General features: G+C 67.5%; 18 protein-coding genes. 13 read left to right on the top strand and 5 right to left on the bottom strand.

Going from position 1 to position 16,766, the window contains the following annotated elements:
- Window positions 1–44 precede the first annotated feature (44 nt).
- From dnaB to DI005_RS20065, 5 genes are all read right to left on the bottom strand, one after another.
- Window positions 45–1,580, bottom strand: coding sequence for a replicative DNA helicase (dnaB, locus tag DI005_RS20085; RefSeq protein ID WP_113643107.1), 1,536 nt, complete (start codon window positions 1,578–1,580; stop codon window positions 45–47).
- A 174-nt stretch (window positions 1,581–1,754) separates the two neighbouring features.
- Window positions 1,755–2,951 (bottom strand): hypothetical protein, encoded by a 1,197-nt coding sequence (locus tag DI005_RS20080; RefSeq protein ID WP_147263876.1) that lies wholly within the window; start codon window positions 2,949–2,951, stop codon window positions 1,755–1,757.
- 245 nt (window positions 2,952–3,196) lie between these two features.
- Complete coding sequence (locus DI005_RS20075) at window positions 3,197–3,406, bottom strand: type II toxin-antitoxin system Phd/YefM family antitoxin (RefSeq protein WP_113643105.1); 210 nt, start codon at window positions 3,404–3,406, stop codon at window positions 3,197–3,199.
- 340 nt (window positions 3,407–3,746) lie between these two features.
- Entirely contained in the window at window positions 3,747–4,580 is an 834-nt protein-coding gene (locus DI005_RS20070) for a hypothetical protein (protein ID WP_147263875.1), read from the bottom strand.
- Window positions 4,577–5,431 carry a sigma-70 family RNA polymerase sigma factor gene (locus DI005_RS20065; protein WP_147263874.1) on the bottom strand — a complete coding sequence of 285 codons (855 nt, stop codon included), beginning with the start codon at window positions 5,429–5,431 and terminating at the stop codon, window positions 4,577–4,579. Before DI005_RS20065 ends, DI005_RS20070 begins: the two co-directional genes overlap by 4 nt.
- Window positions 5,432–6,246: 815 nt before the next feature.
- Between DI005_RS20065 and DI005_RS20060 the strand changes: the two genes are divergently transcribed.
- The 13 genes from DI005_RS20060 to DI005_RS20000 form a co-directional block, all read left to right on the top strand.
- Window positions 6,247–6,516: a WhiB family transcriptional regulator gene (locus DI005_RS20060; RefSeq protein WP_113643102.1), complete on the top strand. Its 270-nt coding sequence runs from the start codon at window positions 6,247–6,249 to the stop codon at window positions 6,514–6,516.
- The gene (locus DI005_RS20055; RefSeq protein WP_113643101.1) at window positions 6,513–6,776 is read left to right on the top strand and encodes a hypothetical protein; all 264 of its coding nucleotides are present in this window, start codon (window positions 6,513–6,515) and stop codon (window positions 6,774–6,776) included. Before DI005_RS20060 ends, DI005_RS20055 begins: the two co-directional genes overlap by 4 nt.
- A 202-nt stretch (window positions 6,777–6,978) precedes the next feature.
- Window positions 6,979–7,254 carry a hypothetical protein gene (locus tag DI005_RS20050; protein ID WP_113643100.1) on the top strand — a complete coding sequence of 92 codons (276 nt, stop codon included), beginning with the start codon at window positions 6,979–6,981 and terminating at the stop codon, window positions 7,252–7,254.
- Window positions 7,251–7,544, top strand: a complete 294-nt coding sequence (locus DI005_RS20045; RefSeq protein ID WP_113643099.1) for a hypothetical protein — start codon at window positions 7,251–7,253, stop codon at window positions 7,542–7,544. Before DI005_RS20050 ends, DI005_RS20045 begins: the two co-directional genes overlap by 4 nt.
- Window positions 7,544–7,735: a hypothetical protein gene (locus DI005_RS20040; protein WP_113643098.1), complete on the top strand. Its 192-nt coding sequence runs from the start codon at window positions 7,544–7,546 to the stop codon at window positions 7,733–7,735. Before DI005_RS20045 ends, DI005_RS20040 begins: the two co-directional genes overlap by 1 nt.
- Window positions 7,736–7,848: 113 nt before the next feature.
- Entirely contained in the window at window positions 7,849–9,141 is a 1,293-nt protein-coding gene (locus tag DI005_RS20035) for a DUF2637 domain-containing protein (RefSeq protein ID WP_113643097.1), read from the top strand.
- Between the two features lie 105 nt (window positions 9,142–9,246).
- Window positions 9,247–9,570, top strand: a complete 324-nt coding sequence (locus DI005_RS20030; protein WP_147263873.1) for a hypothetical protein — start codon at window positions 9,247–9,249, stop codon at window positions 9,568–9,570.
- Window positions 9,571–9,631: 61 nt separating this feature from the next.
- Entirely contained in the window at window positions 9,632–10,156 is a 525-nt protein-coding gene (locus DI005_RS20025) for a hypothetical protein (RefSeq protein ID WP_113643095.1), read from the top strand.
- A gap of 25 nt (window positions 10,157–10,181) precedes the next feature.
- Complete coding sequence (locus DI005_RS20020; protein WP_113643094.1) at window positions 10,182–10,661, top strand: hypothetical protein; 480 nt, start codon at window positions 10,182–10,184, stop codon at window positions 10,659–10,661.
- A gap of 19 nt (window positions 10,662–10,680) precedes the next feature.
- Window positions 10,681–12,078: a hypothetical protein gene (locus DI005_RS20015; protein ID WP_147263872.1), complete on the top strand. Its 1,398-nt coding sequence runs from the start codon at window positions 10,681–10,683 to the stop codon at window positions 12,076–12,078.
- A 111-nt stretch (window positions 12,079–12,189) separates the two neighbouring features.
- Entirely contained in the window at window positions 12,190–14,574 is a 2,385-nt protein-coding gene (locus DI005_RS20010) for a winged helix-turn-helix domain-containing protein (protein WP_147263871.1), read from the top strand.
- Between the two features lie 468 nt (window positions 14,575–15,042).
- On the top strand, window positions 15,043–15,789 hold the full coding sequence (locus DI005_RS20005) for an alpha/beta fold hydrolase (protein ID WP_158559842.1): 747 nt from the start codon (window positions 15,043–15,045) through the stop codon (window positions 15,787–15,789).
- Window positions 15,790–16,056: 267 nt separating this feature from the next.
- Window positions 16,057–16,766: metal-dependent hydrolase (locus tag DI005_RS20000; protein ID WP_147263870.1), on the top strand; the 710-nt coding region annotated here is incomplete at its 3' end.

Below are 16,766 nucleotides of genomic sequence, written 5' to 3'. Positions count from 1 at the left end.
GGCGGGCAGCAGCGCGTCGAGGCCGGGTCTCGCGGTCGGCCACGCTAGGGCGTGCAGGTGTCGCGGTGATATCCGGCGCGGCGGTCAGCCGGGTCGGTGAGCACGTCTCGGCAGCCGGGGCACGTCAGCTGACGCACCGAGGTGTCTTCGCCGGTGACGACCGTTGGTTCGATTGGCCGGACGTTGTCTCGGGCGAAAGCTGGGTGCGGTTCGGGTGGTTCCTGGTCGTGGGCCAGGTCGGCGAACCGGCTGTAGTGCAGTTGATGTGCGACGGTGATCGTGGCCTGCGGCCCCGCGCGGTGTTTGGCCAGGATCAGGTCGGCTTCGCCCACGCGGGGGTCGTCGCGGTCGTAGGCGTCGGGCCGGTGCAGCAGAATGACGATGTCAGCGTCCTGCTCCTGGCTGCCGGACTCCCGCAGGTCCGCGAGGGAGGGGCGCTTGTCCTGGCGGTTTTCGGGTCCGCGGTTGAGCTGGCTGATCGCTACCACCGGGATCTCGAGCTCCTTGGCCAGCAGTTTCAGCGTTCGGCTGATCTCGGCGACTTCCTGCTGGCGCGATTCGGTCTTCTTCGCACTGGTCAGCAGCTGCATGTAGTCCACCACGATCAGGCCGATGTTGTGCTGCTGACGAAGCCGTCGTGCCCGGGCTCGGATGGTTTGCAGGGTGAGCCGGGGGTCCTCGTCGATCCAGAGCGGCAATCCCGCTTGGTCCAGCTCAGCGCGACGCCGGCGTAGCGCCTCCCAGTCGTCCTGACTCAGGCGGCCACTGCGCATGTTCGCCAGCCGTACTCGGGCCTCTGCCGAGTACAGCCGCATCATGACTTCGGGTGCCGACATCTCGAGACTGAACAACGCCGCAGGTGTTCGGTGCCGGACCGTCGCCGAGCGCAGGAAATCCAGCCCCAACGTGGACTTACCCAGGCCAGGACGGCCGGCCACGATGATGAACTGGCCTGCCTGTAGTCCAGTGGTCACCTCGTCGAGGTCGGTGAATCCGGTGGGCAGTCCCAGCGCGCCGCCCCCGTTGGCGCGGTCCTGTATAGCGGCGAGCTCGCCGAACAGTTCTTCCGTGACGTCGGTGACCTGCCGGGCTTGGGCGTGATCCCGCCCTGCCGTGATTTCGTCGACCACGGCGCGCGCACGATCGGCAATCGATTCGTTGGGATCTGCCACACCTTGGTGACCCAGCTGCCAGATCCGTTGCCCGGCCTCGACGGTGCGTCGCTTTTCAGCGACCTCGACCACGCGGCTGGCGTGCTCGGGGACGAACGCGGTGCTAGGGCAGGCTGCCACGAGGGTGTGCAGGTAAGGCGCTCCGCCAAGCCGTTCGAGCTCACCGCGACGTTCAAGCTCGGCCGCCACGGTGATCGCATCAGCGGTTTCACCTCGGCTGTAAAGCGTCACTGCCGCGTCGTAGACGGCCTGGTGTCCGGGGCGGTAGAAGTCCTCGCGGCGGACAAGTTCCAAAGCCTCACCCACAGCGTCGGGGGAGAGCAGCATGCCTCCCAGCACCGACTGCTCAGCGAGGATGTCCTGCGGCGGCTGCGACGCGTCGTACGGCGCGTCGGTGGTTATCGACATTTCGAAGCCCCTTCGTAAAGGCTCGGTGTACGGTGCGTCAACCCACACCGAACCGGGTTTCGCGGCTGAGTTGCCCTGTGCGACCCGAAGAGTCAACCGGCCAGGAACTGGGACCACTGAGGCCCCGTTCGGCGCTCTACGGCGATCTCAGGGCCTAAAGGCACCTGTTGGAGATCAACTGGCCGCGAGGATGCGGGCGTATGCAGCCTGGTCAGCAGCTCGATTCGCTGCCTTCTCCCCATCCGACAATCCGGGCTGCGGTGTGGCACCACCGTGCGTCTGCCCGCTGAGCCGGCGCAGCCGCGATGTCACCACCGCTCCTGGCGACTGGGTTCCGGCAAGGTCCGCGGTCAGCCGCTTCACGATCTTGTCCCCAGCCCAGCCGCGAACGAGAGCCGTGACCACGCAGTCGAGGCCGTCGTGCGGTTGGTTCCACTGTGGTACCTGCTGCTGAACCATCTCGAGCAGTTTCTGCGCACGCCGCCGTCGAGCCTGGCTCAAGCGCTCTTCCTCGGAGTCCAGCTTCGAGCTGGGGGAGTGGCCGGTGCGCGCTGCGCTTGACTTGGCCACGGGTGCCGTTGTCGGTTCGGCAGAACCTCCATCCATCGATCCATCCACCGCGGTCGTTGACTGCCCCGTGGCGCTAGCGCTCGTGGATGGTTGGTGGGAAGGCAAGTTAGATGGCAAGTAGGGCACCTGTTCGCCCTGGTCAGACCCCATGTCCGGGGACAGTTCTGTCCCCGGTTCGGACAATTTTGTCCCGATCTTGGACAGAACTGTCCGGTCAGACCGACCTGCGGGACCTCGCTGTTTGCCCAGGTCAGTCTGACCGGACACATTTGTCCCGGAGCTGTTGGCGACACGGCTCGCCCGGTTTGCCGCCCTCGCCGCTTCCCGTGCTTGCCGCGCGGCTTTCTGCTCCTGCGCACGCCGCAGCTCCACCCGCTTCTTCTCGGCGTAGGCGTTAACCGGTCCGGCGTAGTCCTCTGGGACCTCGTGGTGGATCACCAGGCGCCGAAAGGTGCGCACCTCGGGCTTCGCCTTGCCCTCAACCCGGACGGACTCCTTCCAGGTATGCAATTCCTCGATGACACCGGCCGCGTAGCAGTCTTTTCTGGCCCTGCTCACCGACTTGGCATCCTTGCCGAGGAGCTCGGCGATCACCTCGTCGGTCAGATCGACCTCGAAGTCCTCGTCAGCATCGAAGATGAACGACCGGACCGCTGAGTAGTAGCGATACCCACGGTCGCTGAGCTGCTGGTTTAGCCACACCCAGTCGCCCTGGTGGGTGAACGATGGCTTCGGCGCCTTACTGCGCACCGCGCCCACACGATTGGTGGCTTCAACGTCGGAATGATGCGTACTGCTCACAGGGGTCTCTTCCCGCTCTGCGCGGTCCACTGGCCCGAGGCAAGGCTGCTCCTGTGAGACAACTCGCGTGGAAGCCATCGATCGGCCCCGACGTGTTGTACACTCATGGAGAAGACGTTGCGGGACAGGAAACCGCGTGTCGTATGAAGGCCCTTCGCCCCATGACTTGGCCGGTCTAGGCGAGGGGTCTTCTGCTGTCTGCTGGCATCTGCAGGCTGTCGAGGCCTGCATAGCCATGCCCTAACTCATGCCGCCGCCCCCTTGTGCTTAGCAAGTTCAGCACGCAGCTGCGCGACTTCGTCTTCTAGACCTTCAAAGCGCTGGTACTTCTCCTCGGGAATCACCCGCGCCCACGGCTTGTCATGAAAGGTGAGCATCATGACCTCGCCGTTCTTGAGGGCACGTCGGATGGCGCCACTACGGCTCTTAATCTCGCTGGCTGCCATGCTCGCCACAGATGCCTCCAGGTCGTTCGAGGTGACAGCAACCTAACAAAACCAGCCCAATTTCGTGGGTACTCGCGTTGTTCGGAGTGTCGCGAATGTCGGCGCGGTGCCCGGTGTCTCGGTCGGCCACGCCGGTGGGCTTGACCAACTCATCGACGCGCAGGGGCAGGCATGACCACGGAGACGAGGGCGTCTCGGTGGCAAACTCGAGGCTGTCCACCTTCATCGAAATGCAGTTCGATGTGATCTCCATCGAGCACCCGAGCATTGACGACTTCTCTGCAGACGCCACGAGCTATCACGGTCATTCCCGGTTCAACCTCGTGCGCGTAAGCGCGCCAGCGTGTCATCACAGGTCTTGCTCCTCCAGATCCTTCCGTTGCATGACCACCACCGCTGCATCGTCTTGTGTCTTGAATCTTGGCCAGATCTCGCCATACGGGTCGCGCTGTTCCGCGTCGCGGACACGAGCGATGAGCGCGTCAGGTCCGGAGTCATGGAGAATCTCCATGACTCCGAGCCACCGGGCCTCGTTGTAGAGCGTCACGAGGTGGCTAACCCCATCGGTCATCAATGCGACGGAGTCGATGTCGGCGATGGCAGTGCGTCCTGTGATGGCGTGGTCAGCGGCCTCTGGATTGGCGGCGGCAACCCAGTACCCATCCTTGACGTTTCGTTGAGTCAATTGGTCAACAGACATCGCCTTGACGGCCGCTCGCTGTGCTGCGGTGCCGATCGGTAGGTTCAGCGCTGCCTCTCGCAAGCTCGAGTCTTGGGCGTCGTCGACGCGACTGTCCGTTACGACTTGGAAGCCGTTGTTCCGGTCACGTATGAGCAGCGAGACATCCGCCAGAACCAGCCACTCGAGCCAACGACCGTTCCTTCGAGCGATGCCGACGGCGGCGGCTGGCATGGCACGGTCATCCATATTGCATTCGCCATGTTGGCCGCCGACCTGCTCGATCGCAAAGGCGAGGGCACGACTGAGGGGTAGAGAACGCGACGCCGCCGCTTTGATCAAAGCCGGCCCGAGGTGGTTGACGTACCAGGCCGGATCGTGGTTGCAGCCTGTACCCCCTGGCGCCGAGACACCATCGAGGACCACGATCAGGCCTGGTGCTGCGCCAGCCCAATCCTCATTGGGGCGAGCTGGGTCTCCAGGCTGTAGGGCCATCAGCGTCACTGAGTGGCTCCCTGCTCAGGTCGGTACAGATCGGTGACGCGTTCCGAGTCGAGGACGCGTCGAGTCTCTGGGTCGAACTCGCAGCGAACGATGCATGAGAAGCGATTCAGACGCACGTTCCGGTAGATATCCGCCAGATCGGAGAGCATGTAGTGCAGGCCACCGGTGACGCCGGGAGCGTGAATGCCCGCCGAGTAGAGGTACGTACCAGCACCATCAACCCGTGGCAACCTGGCCAGATAGCCGTAGTCGACCGATACCCCGCTGTCCATGGGTGAGCGGTAGATCTGATCGCGGACCCGATCGTGGAGGAACCAGCCATCGTCGTCATGTTCGAAGCGGATGGCGTTGTCCGCGCGAAGGGACTGTTCGATCAGAGGTGAAAGCCTCGGGCCGCAACATACAAGGAGGTTGTCGCGCGAAAGATCGACGAAGCCAGGTGGTTGAAGAACCTCGTACTCGACAGTGAAGCCGAGATCGCGGCCGGCGTCGGAGAGCAACCTGTAACCGCCGAGGTCGTCGGTCGAAACGACCGGGCCGGGTTGGGACTTGTCACCTTCGGATTTGCCGCCGACAACCATTGTCAGATTGGTCCCCTTGCCTAGAAAGGCCCGTTCAGGCTTGGGTCCACTGTTGGCGAGCTGGGTGACACGTTGACGGCTGATGCCCAGGTGATTGGCAATCTTGCCGGGCTTGATCTGCGGGTCGGAGAGTAGAACCTCCAACGCTTCACGTCGGATCCGTGAAGCCTCAGTGCTGTACTCCGCCAACTGACCTACCAGGTCATGCGCTTTGCGCACCTGTAGCCAAGGGTCAGTGATCCGGGCGAGTGCAGCGATCTCCTCTTGCATGCCCCAATCGTCCATCCGGGTACCTCCAAGTGCAACCCCTCTTGACAGTGCAACCCGGGTCACCTTACGGTCTGAACCATCGCCAAGTGCAAGGGGCCTTGACGGAGAACAGCACTTGCACATGACGTTCAGGAGTTTGAGAACTACAGAGGGAGATCCGCAGAGGCCACTGGATGAGCCCGAGCGGATGGGTCGGCCCACGTTGCGCAGTAGCTAGGGGGTCGGACCTTGTGACCGAAGAAACCCACCGCGCCGATGGAAGTCGGTTCGCAGTCGGTCGGTAGCCGGATTGACGTGTCTCCGGCCCGGCTTGGTCGGCCCTCACGGGCTTGGGCAGGGCACGAGGGACGGCGAACGGATCTCGCGCAGCGTCCCTTCGAACGGGCCGCGTCGCCTCCACGGGGAGGCGCCGATAACCGACCCGGTGCCTGCTCCGCCAGAGCCCACGCCTCGTGGGTGGGAGTTGAGAGGACCGGACATCACGTGACTTACCGCCTCGGCGGTCCGCTGTGCGACGCGACCGCGTCGATCGCATGACCGCTTGGAAGGCGTACCCGCGCACTCGGTGTGCGCCGGTGACCGCCACCTCGTTTCGGGCCTGCCCGGTGGCGGTGGCCGAGGGACACCGAGACAGAGCTGCCGCCGTCCTCGCTGCTGCGACCAAACAAGCCGGCGAGGACGGCGGCGACCAACGACTACTCACGAGGAGGAGCCGCAATGGACACGGTAACCGGCGAGGTGGAGGTGTTTCCGGATGCCTGCACCTCGGATCTGGAGACCTTCCCTGACGCGACGATGGTGGGAGGTGGGCAGCTGTGACCTGGAGGAATCGGGCGGCGTGCCGCCCGAACGCTAACGGGTTCAACCCCTTAGTGCACGAGCCCAACGTGATCGTGGCCGAGGCGTTCTTCGAGCCGGCCAGCGACCACGCCCGCGAGATGGCTAAGCGCCTGTGCCGCCGGTGCCCGGTCACCTCGGTGTGTCTGGAGGAGGCACTCGATGCAGGTCTCGACTACGGCATCTGGGGCGGGCTCGAGGAGCAGGATCGCCGCCGCTTGAAGCGGCGCGGGGCGGTGAGGGGATGAGTTCACCCTGGACTGTCGAGAAGCTGCTGCACGCCGCCGGGGACTCGACCTCACGGATCACCGTGGGAGACAACGCGGAGGTGCGCATCGACGGCTGGCCCGCCAGCCGTCGAGAGCTGGAGCTGTTGGCGCAGCTGGTGGCCAGCGGGCTGGTTGATCTGAACCTCACCCGGCCCGCGGGCAGCCGCTGTTGCTGGATCACCGCAGCTGGCAAGAAGCAGCGTCGCCGCTGGGGGTATCTGGCGGGCGCGGCCCGGTGATCCGCGCGGAGCCGCGAAGTATCGAAGGCTCTGACCGCCTCGTCACCGTCGCAGCGGCTTGCGTCTGGGACCGCGCGTGGCCGCCGTACGCGCGGCGGCCTTCTCGGGCGCCCCGTCATCGCCCGCTGACCACAGCCACACACCCCAGTCCTGCACTGGCGGGCGCCACCACGGCGCGTCGTGCACACCCAAGGAGGACTTCGTGATCACTCGCATGCCCATCTGGCACAAGGTTGTCATCACCCCCTCGGACGCCCCGGCGGCGGAGCTGCCGGAGGTGGAGCCCACCGCGGCTGACCTGCTGGCCGTGGAGATCGGCGACGACCGGGTCGCCGAGGACCGCATCGCCGCCGCCCTGGAGCTGGCGGCCTACGAACACACCCATCGCGAACTCTCGGCGATCCGCCGCGCACTGGCCGACACCTTCCTCGACGAGCTCGCCGAGGACACCACACCGGAGTGGAGGACAGCAGCATGACCAGCACCGAGCTCGACCATGAGGCGGTCGAGGACCGCACGTCCGTCCTGGAGCCCAGCGACGAGTCCGACTACCTCGAAGCCGAGGACACCGATCTGGCCGAGGATGCCCTGGACCTCGGTTCAGTCGGTGAGGGCCGACTGGCGCCGGTGCTGCTGATGATGCTCGTCGCTGGTCTCGCTGTCGTGGTCGCGGTGTTCTCGCCTGTCGGCCTGGTCACCTGGCTTGCCGCTGGCGTGGCTGTCGCCTTTGGAGTGCTCACTACCCGCGCGCTGCGGGGAGGTGCCTGATGTTCGCTCCACTCGCCGCGCCATCGACTGATCTCGGTCACTTCGTGCGGATCAGCATCCGCGCGGAGATCGAGGCCGTGCACGTGTTCCAGACCGATGCCGCGAGGCACGGCCAGTCCGAGTATCTCGCTGCGCTTGAAGCGCACGAGCGCGAGTTGTGGGACGCGCTGGCCAACGCACAGTCCCTCTGACCCGGCGCCAGCGCCGGGGCAGCCCCCGACCCCCTCATTCCTGTCCCGCATGGGTTCGGGGTCTGCCCAGACCGCTGGGGCCACCCACGTCGTGTGTGAAGGAGGCAATTCCGATGAACGAGGCCGAGCCCGCGGCGGCCATCGGGACCATGCGCCCGCTGATGAACGGCCTGTACGTGCCCGAACATGTCGACGACACCGCCCCGATCGACATCGTTGACCAACCCCTCGCGCCGACGCCGATCTCGACGGCACCGACCACGGATGCCCGATCGCGCCCCGCCGAGGCACGGCCCCCGACGCCTGGCACGCCGCTGAGCACCGCGCCTGCGGCGGTCGAGCCTCCCGGTCCGCCGGAGCCCACGAATGTGCGGGGGCCCGCCCTCGCAGAGCTGCCCGTGCTGGAGAAGGAGCCCCGCCGGCCGATTCTGCGGCCCGCGCTCGCGGACTGGATTCGGGCGCGCGCTGAGGCCAAGCGAGCCAAGCCGGTGAGGACCGCGAAGGTCGCCAAGGCGAGGTCTCGGGAGGAGGAGGATGAGACGATCACCACCGGCGCGTTTGCCACCGTGTGCGCGCTGACCGTGGCCGTGTCGGCCCTGTGCTTCGTCCTGTCGTTCGACATGATGGCCACCGCCGCCGAGCGCTTCGGCTGGTCGGAAGCGCTGGCCAAGTTGTTCCCGGTCGTCATCGACCTGGGCGCGGTCGGCGGCACCGTGATGATCGGGATTTCCACCCACCGCGTCTACCGCCACACCGGCTACCAGCTGGTGATCACCACCTTGCTCGCGTCGGTGCTGTTCAACCTTGTGGGCCACGACATTCGCGGTGAGGCAGTGCTGGGTCTGCCCCGGCACTGGGCATGGACTGGGACGGTCGCCGCGGTGCTTGTGCCGTTCCTGCTGGCGTTGTTTGTGCACGCGGCCGCGCGAGCGTTGCGGGCCTACATGACGCAGCGTCGCGCGGCTCAGGCGGCGGCTGAGGAGGCGCAGAAGGCCGCGCGGGAGCGTCGCCACGCTGAGGCCAACCGTCTTCGCCAGGGCGCACAGTCGCAGAACCCGACCGCGCAGCGGCCGGTGACGGCGCCCAACGCGAGCGCGACGACCTCGGCAGCGTCCGCGACGCTGGCCCGCACGACCGCCCCGGCGCCGGCCGCGGTGCCCGCGACGGTGGCCCCGCAGCGGAAACAGCCGCCGACCTCGGCGGCGCCGACGTCGCAGGAGGCGGCTCAGCTCGATCGCAACCGCCCGGTCAAGAAGGACGTCGCGATCCAGCTGGGCAGGCAGCACGGGGTGACTACGCCATCGCAGCTTCGGTCGTTGCTGAAGCGCGAGGGCTACGACCTGCCGAACTCGCGCACCACGCTGACCAACTGGTGCCGCGAGATCACCGAGCCGGCCGCCGAGTAGGGGCGGCTTCCAGTGTCGGTGGGGCGGGCGTGCTGCCGACCCTCGGCGGCATCCCCGAGCCGCCCGCCCCACCGGCTTTTCCTCATTGCGCAGAAAGGAGTTCGTGTGGCCGGTCATCGCCGCACTGTTGCCACAGGGCAGGTCCGGCGCACCACCGGACGCCGGGTACGGCAAGTGCGACAGCATCTGCCCGCCGGCGAAGCCGAGCAGAACGCCCGCCGCAAGGCCCGCGACGGCGCGAAAGCGGTGGCATATCAGCGCATCAGACGGACGTCCGACCCGATGCAACAGCTCGACGCGGCCCGTGACTACGTGCGCTCGGCCGCAGCGAAGTACAGCCACGGTCCGGCGCTGAACCGGCTGGTCAACGCGATGTTGGAGATCGGTGACGAAATTTTCCGCGACGGCACCCGACGCCGCCGCAGCTGAGGAAACCCACGAGAGAGAGGAGGCGGCTGTCGTGGCTGCCCTACCCGATGAAACTGCAGCGGTGGCCACGGACGCCGCCGCTGCCGGCGAGGACGCGGGCGTGGTGCGCCATCTGCGCGCCGTGCCCGCACCGGCCCCGGAATCGGCGGTCGAGATCACGTCCGAGATCCCGGCCGTGGTCGACGTGCCCGCCGACAAGACCGCCGACGCGGCCGCCGAATCGCCGGGGGAGGCCCCGACTGTGGCCGACCGGCGGGCGTGGCTGACCTGGCTCGCCACGGTGCTGCGACCGAACTCCGGCCTCTACACCGACAGGCCGACGTCGATCCAGGAGGAATGGCGGCGGATGCGGTACGGCGGACAGGTCGCCGACCGTGGCCCGCTGCGCGCGGCCGAAACCGCCTACGGCGCCTTCGCCGTGGCGAACAAGACCGTGGTGAAGACATGGGAGTGGATCGTCGATCACCCGGCGCGCTACGCGACCGTCTCCGCTCTGGTGGTCCTGGCCGCGTTGTTCCCACTGACCCGGCCGCTCGTGGCCGCGGTGCTGTTCCCGTTCGCGTGGATCTACTCCGTTCTCGACTGATATTCAGTGAAAGGTAGTTCTTGTCATGGTTTGGGATTGGCTGCTGTGGCCGAGCGCCGGACTGTTCTTATTCTTGCGTTCGAAGCTCCAGAAAAGTCAGAAGCTCAGCAAATTCAAGTGGATGTGGGTGCCTGAGTACGCGCTGCTGGTGCTGGGGGTGTGGGCGCTGCTCAATGCTCCGTTGCCGTTCCTGCCGAGCGGGTGGGACAGCCTCGCTGGCATCGGCGCTTCCCTGTTTGGGCTGATCGCCGGCTGGGTCATCAGCTGGTTCGGTGGCGCGCCCAGCGGTGCCGCCATCGTCGCGGGAGTGTTCCTGTTCGCGATCGTCGTCGCCGCGGCGCTCGACCTGTTGGATGGCGTGCCCGAGAAGCTCGCCAAGACTTTTGTGTACGCGGCGCCCGTGCTCGTGCTCGCGACCGGGGGATGGATCGCTCAGAGCATCGGCGGAGCGATCAATTGGGTGGCCCTGGCCGGGCCGAACATCGTGATGGCTCTCGTGCAGTAGGAGGTGAACACCGATGGAATTGCTCCTTGCGATGCTTTTAGCGCCGCTCGTGGTGAAAACGCTGGGATCCGCAGCCACTGACACCATTGCGATGTGGCGGGATAAGACCCCACCGAGCCAGAAGCGGTGGGAGAAGCGACAGCAGGAACGGGAGAAGAAGGGGCTAGCGCGGCAAGCGATGCCCACCTCGCCGTGGCGGCTGCGCTGGCAGAACCACTGCGAGACGAAGACAGAGAAGCTGCGGGCCAAGCATGCCGGGAAGATGGCCTACTTACGTGATCACCGCGACGACATCTCCGAGCGGACCCGGCGTCGCCGCGAGAAGTGGGCCCACACGCTCGACTCCGCGGCAGCCGGCATCGCGGCCGCAGGCCGCGCTGGCAAGGGCCGCTTCGCCGCGGCCAAGGACGCGATGCGCAAGCGCCGCGAGGGCACGGACACGCCCGCCGAGCCCACGCCCGGCGACGACACCGCGCCGGGCGGTCGCACCACGACCGGCGAAGACCGCCCCGGCGCGACGGTGTTGCCGTTCCAGCGTCCCGTCGAACCGATCAATCTCGACGCCATCAGCGGGCCGATCGCGCCCGACAGTGACCGGTACAAGCCGACGGCACCGGTCGCGTCGTCGCACGCCCAGGCCGAGCCGGACACCGAGGATGGACGCGCAGTGCTCGACGAGCGGCCTCTGGGCCAGTACGGCAGCGCGCACCAGCGCCTGTTGCAGGCCGCGAAGGACGATCCGGACAGCCTGGACCTCAGCTCGGAAGACGAGTTTACCCAGGACGGGCTCGCTGATCTGCGGGCTGCGGGCTGCCTGAGCCAGGACAACCGGCTGACCGAGTTCGGCGCCCGCGAGCTCGCGCGACTCAACAACAACGGCAGCCGCATCGTCGGTGGCGACCCCGCCGACGGCGCGCGGCACGACGAGTTCCCCCACCTCTCACCAAACCAGGAGGTAGCAACCATGACCGCTCCCGCCGCGACCGAGATCACTGACCTGCACACCGCCCGCCAGTTCTCCGAGGCCACGGCCAAGTACGGCAGCTCCGTGGCCGCCGAGCTGGCCGATGTGGTCGCGCAGCTGCAGACCTACCAGCAGGGCATGGCCACCGAGGCACATTCGTGCGACGGCGGCAGTGCCAACCTCACCGGTGCAGGCTTCGGTCCGAAGATCACCGGCGCCTTCGATGCCTCGTCGGAGAAGCTCAACATCGCCGCCGACGCACTGAAGAAGGCATTCGACGCGGTCGTCGAGGCCCAGGAAGCCTGCGACGCGGTGTCCGGGGAGATGCAGGCCGCGACCAACATCTTCGCCGGGCAGGAAAACGTCGCCGACACGCTCGGCGCGCACGCCCAGGCCGAGGGCGTGGCGACCAACACCGGGTTCTACACCGGTGCCGCGGTCGCGCGCGCCTGAGCCGCACTCGACCGTGCCACCCATGCAGCGTCCTGGGTGGCACGGTCTGTGGGCAGCTCAGCCCCGCACTCACCACGATCACGAGCAAAGGAGGGCGCCGTGCCCACGAAGATGGCCAAGAGCGCCGCCGTGGATGCGGCGCGCGACGAGCTCACCGAGGCATTCCCGGAGCCTGCCGAGCTGGCGAGGGATGTGCGTCGGGAAGCGCGGTTGGCCGAGTTGGTGGCCGCCGAGCAGCGGCGCGACCGCAAGAAGCCGCCACAGGAGCGACGCACGGAGAAGCAGCTGCGTGCCGCGCTGTGGAATCAGGCCAAGAAGGACGTACGCAACGCCGACATCAAACGCTGGATCGCCTCGAAGGCCCGCGCGGCCGCGATCACCGTGGCCGCGGATGTGGGCAGCGCCGCGCATCGCAACCGCAACCAGCTCGCGCCGTTCATGATCGCCGCCCCGTTCGGCGTCGTCGGCCTGGTCGCCAACCTGGCCGTAACGCAAGGGACCGCACAAGCCATCCCGGCCGCCGCAGTGATCGGTCTGGTCCTCGGATGCGCGGCAGCATGGTTATGGCACAAGGGCGCCGGAACGCGACTGCCCGCCCTGTCGCGGCGCGTGCCCGGCCGGTACCGGGCGAAAGTGCAGGCCGGCCTCGGCGCGGGCTGCGCGTGGGCGACAGTGATGCCGCTGCTGCCGTGGACGCCCTACCTGTGGGGCATGGCACTGGCGTGGCTGGGTGCGACGTGCTGGCTGTCGCTGGAGTGGTGGCGCGAGCACGACCACCCGATCCCGCTGCAGGCCAGCACCACCAGCGACCGGTCCCAGGACGGCAAGACACCGCCGCCGAAACGGTCGCGGTCGGTGGACGGCGGCTACGGCCAAGAGGTCATCGACGCGTGGGCCGCCTACGTCGACACCGACAAGCTGCTGCGCGGGAGCACGCTCACGCATGCCGAGCAGATCGAATTCGGCTGGCAGTGGCGCATCAACCTCGTCCGCGGCGCGCAGACCGTCGAACAGGCCCGCGGGCTGCGCGGCAAGATCGCCGCCGCGCTGAACGTGCCCGTCGACCGGCTATTCCTCGACAAAGACCCGAGAGAAGGCGCCACCGAGACCAGCGGGCGACTGCAGATCCTGACCGAGACCCCGGCCAACCACTACGACGGTCCGCGCATCGTCCGCGATGGCGGCGACGTCTACGTCGAGATCGGCGCCTACACCGACGGCGAGGGCTGCGAGCGCTATCACCTGTTCAGCGATCAGCTCTCGGCCGAGGACCTGGCCGCGGGCGACAAACCCCGCGGTTCGATCTTCGGCGGGTACGCCCTGGGTACCAAGGGCTCGGGCAAGTCGCGACTGCTGGAGCTGCTGGCCGACGGGCTGCGGGAGATCGGTGTAGTGGTGGCCTACCTCGACCCGCAGAACGGCAAGTCCTCGCCTGCGCTGATGGCCGAGGCGGACATGCCGCTGGCTGGGCTGCACGGCAATGAGCGCATCTACGGCAACGTGCGGGACCTGTTGCACACCATCCGCGCAGTGTGTGAGGTGCGGGAGGCTGTGGGTGCCGACGCGCCCGGGTTCCAGCATTGCCCGGAGACGCCGGGTTTCGTGGCGATCATCGACGAATGCCACGAGGTGTTCCAGGCAACTAACCCGGACACCGGGCAGACGTTCGGTGCAGATTTCGCCGAGCTTGACCGCAAGATGCGGAAGAACGGCGTCGCTCTGTTGACCGCGTCGCAGTCCATCACCCAGGACACCTTCGGTGCGGGCAACATCGCCGCTGTCCTGCGGGACGGGCTGTGCCAGGAGAACGTGTTCATCCTGGCCTACTCCGGCAAGAACCTGACCCTGGTTCCCGGCTACGACGGCCAGGATGTTGCCACCCTCCCGCTCAACCGCGGCTACGGCTACAACCCAAAGGGCCAGCGGCCGCACACGCGATTCCAGGCCCGGTACACGCCCGACTACCAGCCTCTGCTCGCGGCCAAGCCGCGCCCGGACCTGGAGCCGCTGGCACGCAAATGGATCGGGCCGGTGTGGGCCAACAGATTCGAGACCGCGCACGCCAACCTCGAGGCCTCCCGCGCGTTCTTGCGCGCGGTCGCCACATGGGACGGCGACCCGCGGACCCGACCTGTGCCGCCCGGCCTTCGCCAAGCGGAGGACAGCGAGGTTGGCGGCCCGCCCCGCCGGGTCGGGGGCACGTCGACGACGACCGTCCTGTCGCCGTCGCAGCAGCGCGCCGCCCGGGCCGCTCAGGAGAACCACACCGTCGCCGAGCCGGTCAGCGAGCCCATCAGCGAACCTGCCCGGCCCCAGCCGACCGCCGCGCAGCAGCGTGTACTCGACGCTCTGCTCGAGCTCGGCGCGTCCACCAGCCAGGGGCTGGCCGACCATCTGCGTGTTTCCCGGCAAGCTGCCGAGAAACACCTCAAAGCGCTCATCGCAATGGGCGTGGTCGACCGCCACGATGGACAGTGGACACTCGTCAACTCCTGAAAGGTCAACCATGGCTTGGGACCCGGCTGACGTTCTACGCACTTCCCGGCAGCGCTACGAGGAGGCGGAAGCCGTCTGGCGTCGCGCTGAAGGTGGCTCACCGGAGCGGCTTGAGGCCAGTCGCACGGCCTCACTGGCCGCGCTGGCAGCCTTCGCCGCGCAGGAAGCGAAAGAACGCGAAGCCAATCGGCGTCGGTAACAGCCGGAAGCGACACTTGCGTTGGTCCGCCCGGCCCGCGCCCGGAACGGCCGCCAGGCCGCCCGCCCGGCGCGAGGCCGGGCGGGCGGCGGCGCCGCAGGCGCCGCCCTTGACGGAGTAAAGAAAGTTCTCACCACGCTGCAACGTCGCCGGGTGTGATCCGTCGGGTGATGCACGACGGTACTCCGCCAGTTGATATGCGACGCTCGGGCGTGCGCCGCGAGGAGTGTTCCGCCGATGAGGTTGGCGGGGTCGCTACCGTTGGCTCCGTGAAACGCACAGTCCAGGTGGTGGCGAAGGACGGCGCGACGCTCCGCGTGCACCTTCAAGGCGATTCCACTCGGCCCGCAGTCGTGCAACTGTCGGGTGGGCCAGGCTACGTGGCATACCTCGCCGATACCGAGTGGTGTTGTCCGGCGTTCGTGATCACGCCTGAGGCAAGGGGCGTCGGCGGCAGCGCGGGGAACGCGCACGATCTCGCGCAAGCGATCGCCGACCTTGAAGACATCCGAGATCACCTAGCACTAGACTCCTGGGCTGTCGTGGGCCACTCGTGGGGGGCGGACCTTGGCCTGTTCTATGCGCTGGCGCACCCCGAACGGGTCCGGGTCCTCGTCCATGTCTGCGGTAGGGGCGTGCAGAACGATCGTGACTGGTCGGCTGCCTATCACGCGGCCAAGGACAACGACCTGAGCCCGGCCGGCGACCCCTTCCCCTATCCGTACTCCACAGAAGTTCACGCCGAGCTTCTGCGCAGCTGGCGTCAATGGATCAAGCGTCCTCAGCTCTGGCGCGAGATCGCCGGATGCTCGGCCCGCGTCATCGTAGTGGTCGCCGGGAATGACATCCGCCCTTCATGGCCCAATGCACAACTCGCCGAGGCACTGCCCTACGGCGAGTACGTCGTTGTGCCCGATGCGCATCACGATTTTTGGGCCGCACCGGGTCAAGCCTGGTGCGAGAAGGTCCAGCGCCCCGCGGTTGAGGTGGACGCAGCTCACCCTGCCGGGCCGTAGCAATCGCCACCCATCAACCGATCGCAGCAGCGCCGCTTTCGGTCGTTGGTCGCGCCGGCAGTGTGTCGCGCATCATCTGGCGGACGGCTGTCACGCATCACCCGATGGAGCACATGCAGCGTCGCCGGGCTGCCCTGTCGTGGCTGATACACGACTGCATCGACCGGCGTTTAGGCATGCTACGCAGCCGGCCCGCAGGGCGGGCTCCCCACAACCGGGAGCTCGCCCTGTTGCTGTTCGGGCCCGGACGTCTGGAGGAGATCAACCATGATGGGCCGCACTCACGCGCTCACCGGCTGGTGCGCCGGACTCGCCGTCGCCCCCTTCGCCGGGGTCACCACGCTCGCGCAGGTGCTGGTGTTCGCGGCGACGACGGCCGGTTTCGCGCTCCTGCCGGATCTCGACCATCCCGGAGCGCGGGCTTCGAAGCTGCTGGGCCCGCTCACCGGCGGGCTGTCGTGGTTGCTGCGCAAGGCATCGGCCTGGCTCTACGCGGTCACCAAGGGGCCGCGCGACGAGCGGGGCAAGGGCACCCACCGGCACCTGTCGCACACGTTGCTGTTCGCCGTGGCGCTCGGCTTCGCCACGTCGGCGGGCACCGAGGCCGGTGGCCCGTGGGCGGTCGCGGGCGTGGTCCTGTTCGGGCTGCTGCTGGCGGAGGACGCACTCGGCGACTGGCTGCTGCCCGTTTCGGGCGGCGCGGTGGTGTGGTGGGTCTACGAGAACAACCCCAACGCGCTCGCCGAGCTCGACGCCGTCACCGGGCTCCTCGGCATCGCGGTGGCGCTGGGCTGTTTCACGCACTGCCTCGGCGACGCGCTCACCGAGTCCGGTTGTCCGTTCCTCTTCCCGCTCCCGATCGCGGGCGAGACGTGGTACGAGCTGCGCCCGCCGAGCTGGCTGCGGTTCCGCACCGGCAAGGGCTTCGAGAACGGCTTCGTCTTCCCCGCGTTCGCGGTGCTCGCGGTGCTGCTGAT

This window comes from Prauserella sp. PE36 (assembly GCF_003311655.1).
In the GTDB taxonomy this organism is placed as follows: domain Bacteria; phylum Actinomycetota; class Actinomycetes; order Mycobacteriales; family Pseudonocardiaceae; genus Prauserella_A; species Prauserella_A endophytica.
This window is presented reverse-complemented; position numbering and strand designations above follow the sequence as displayed.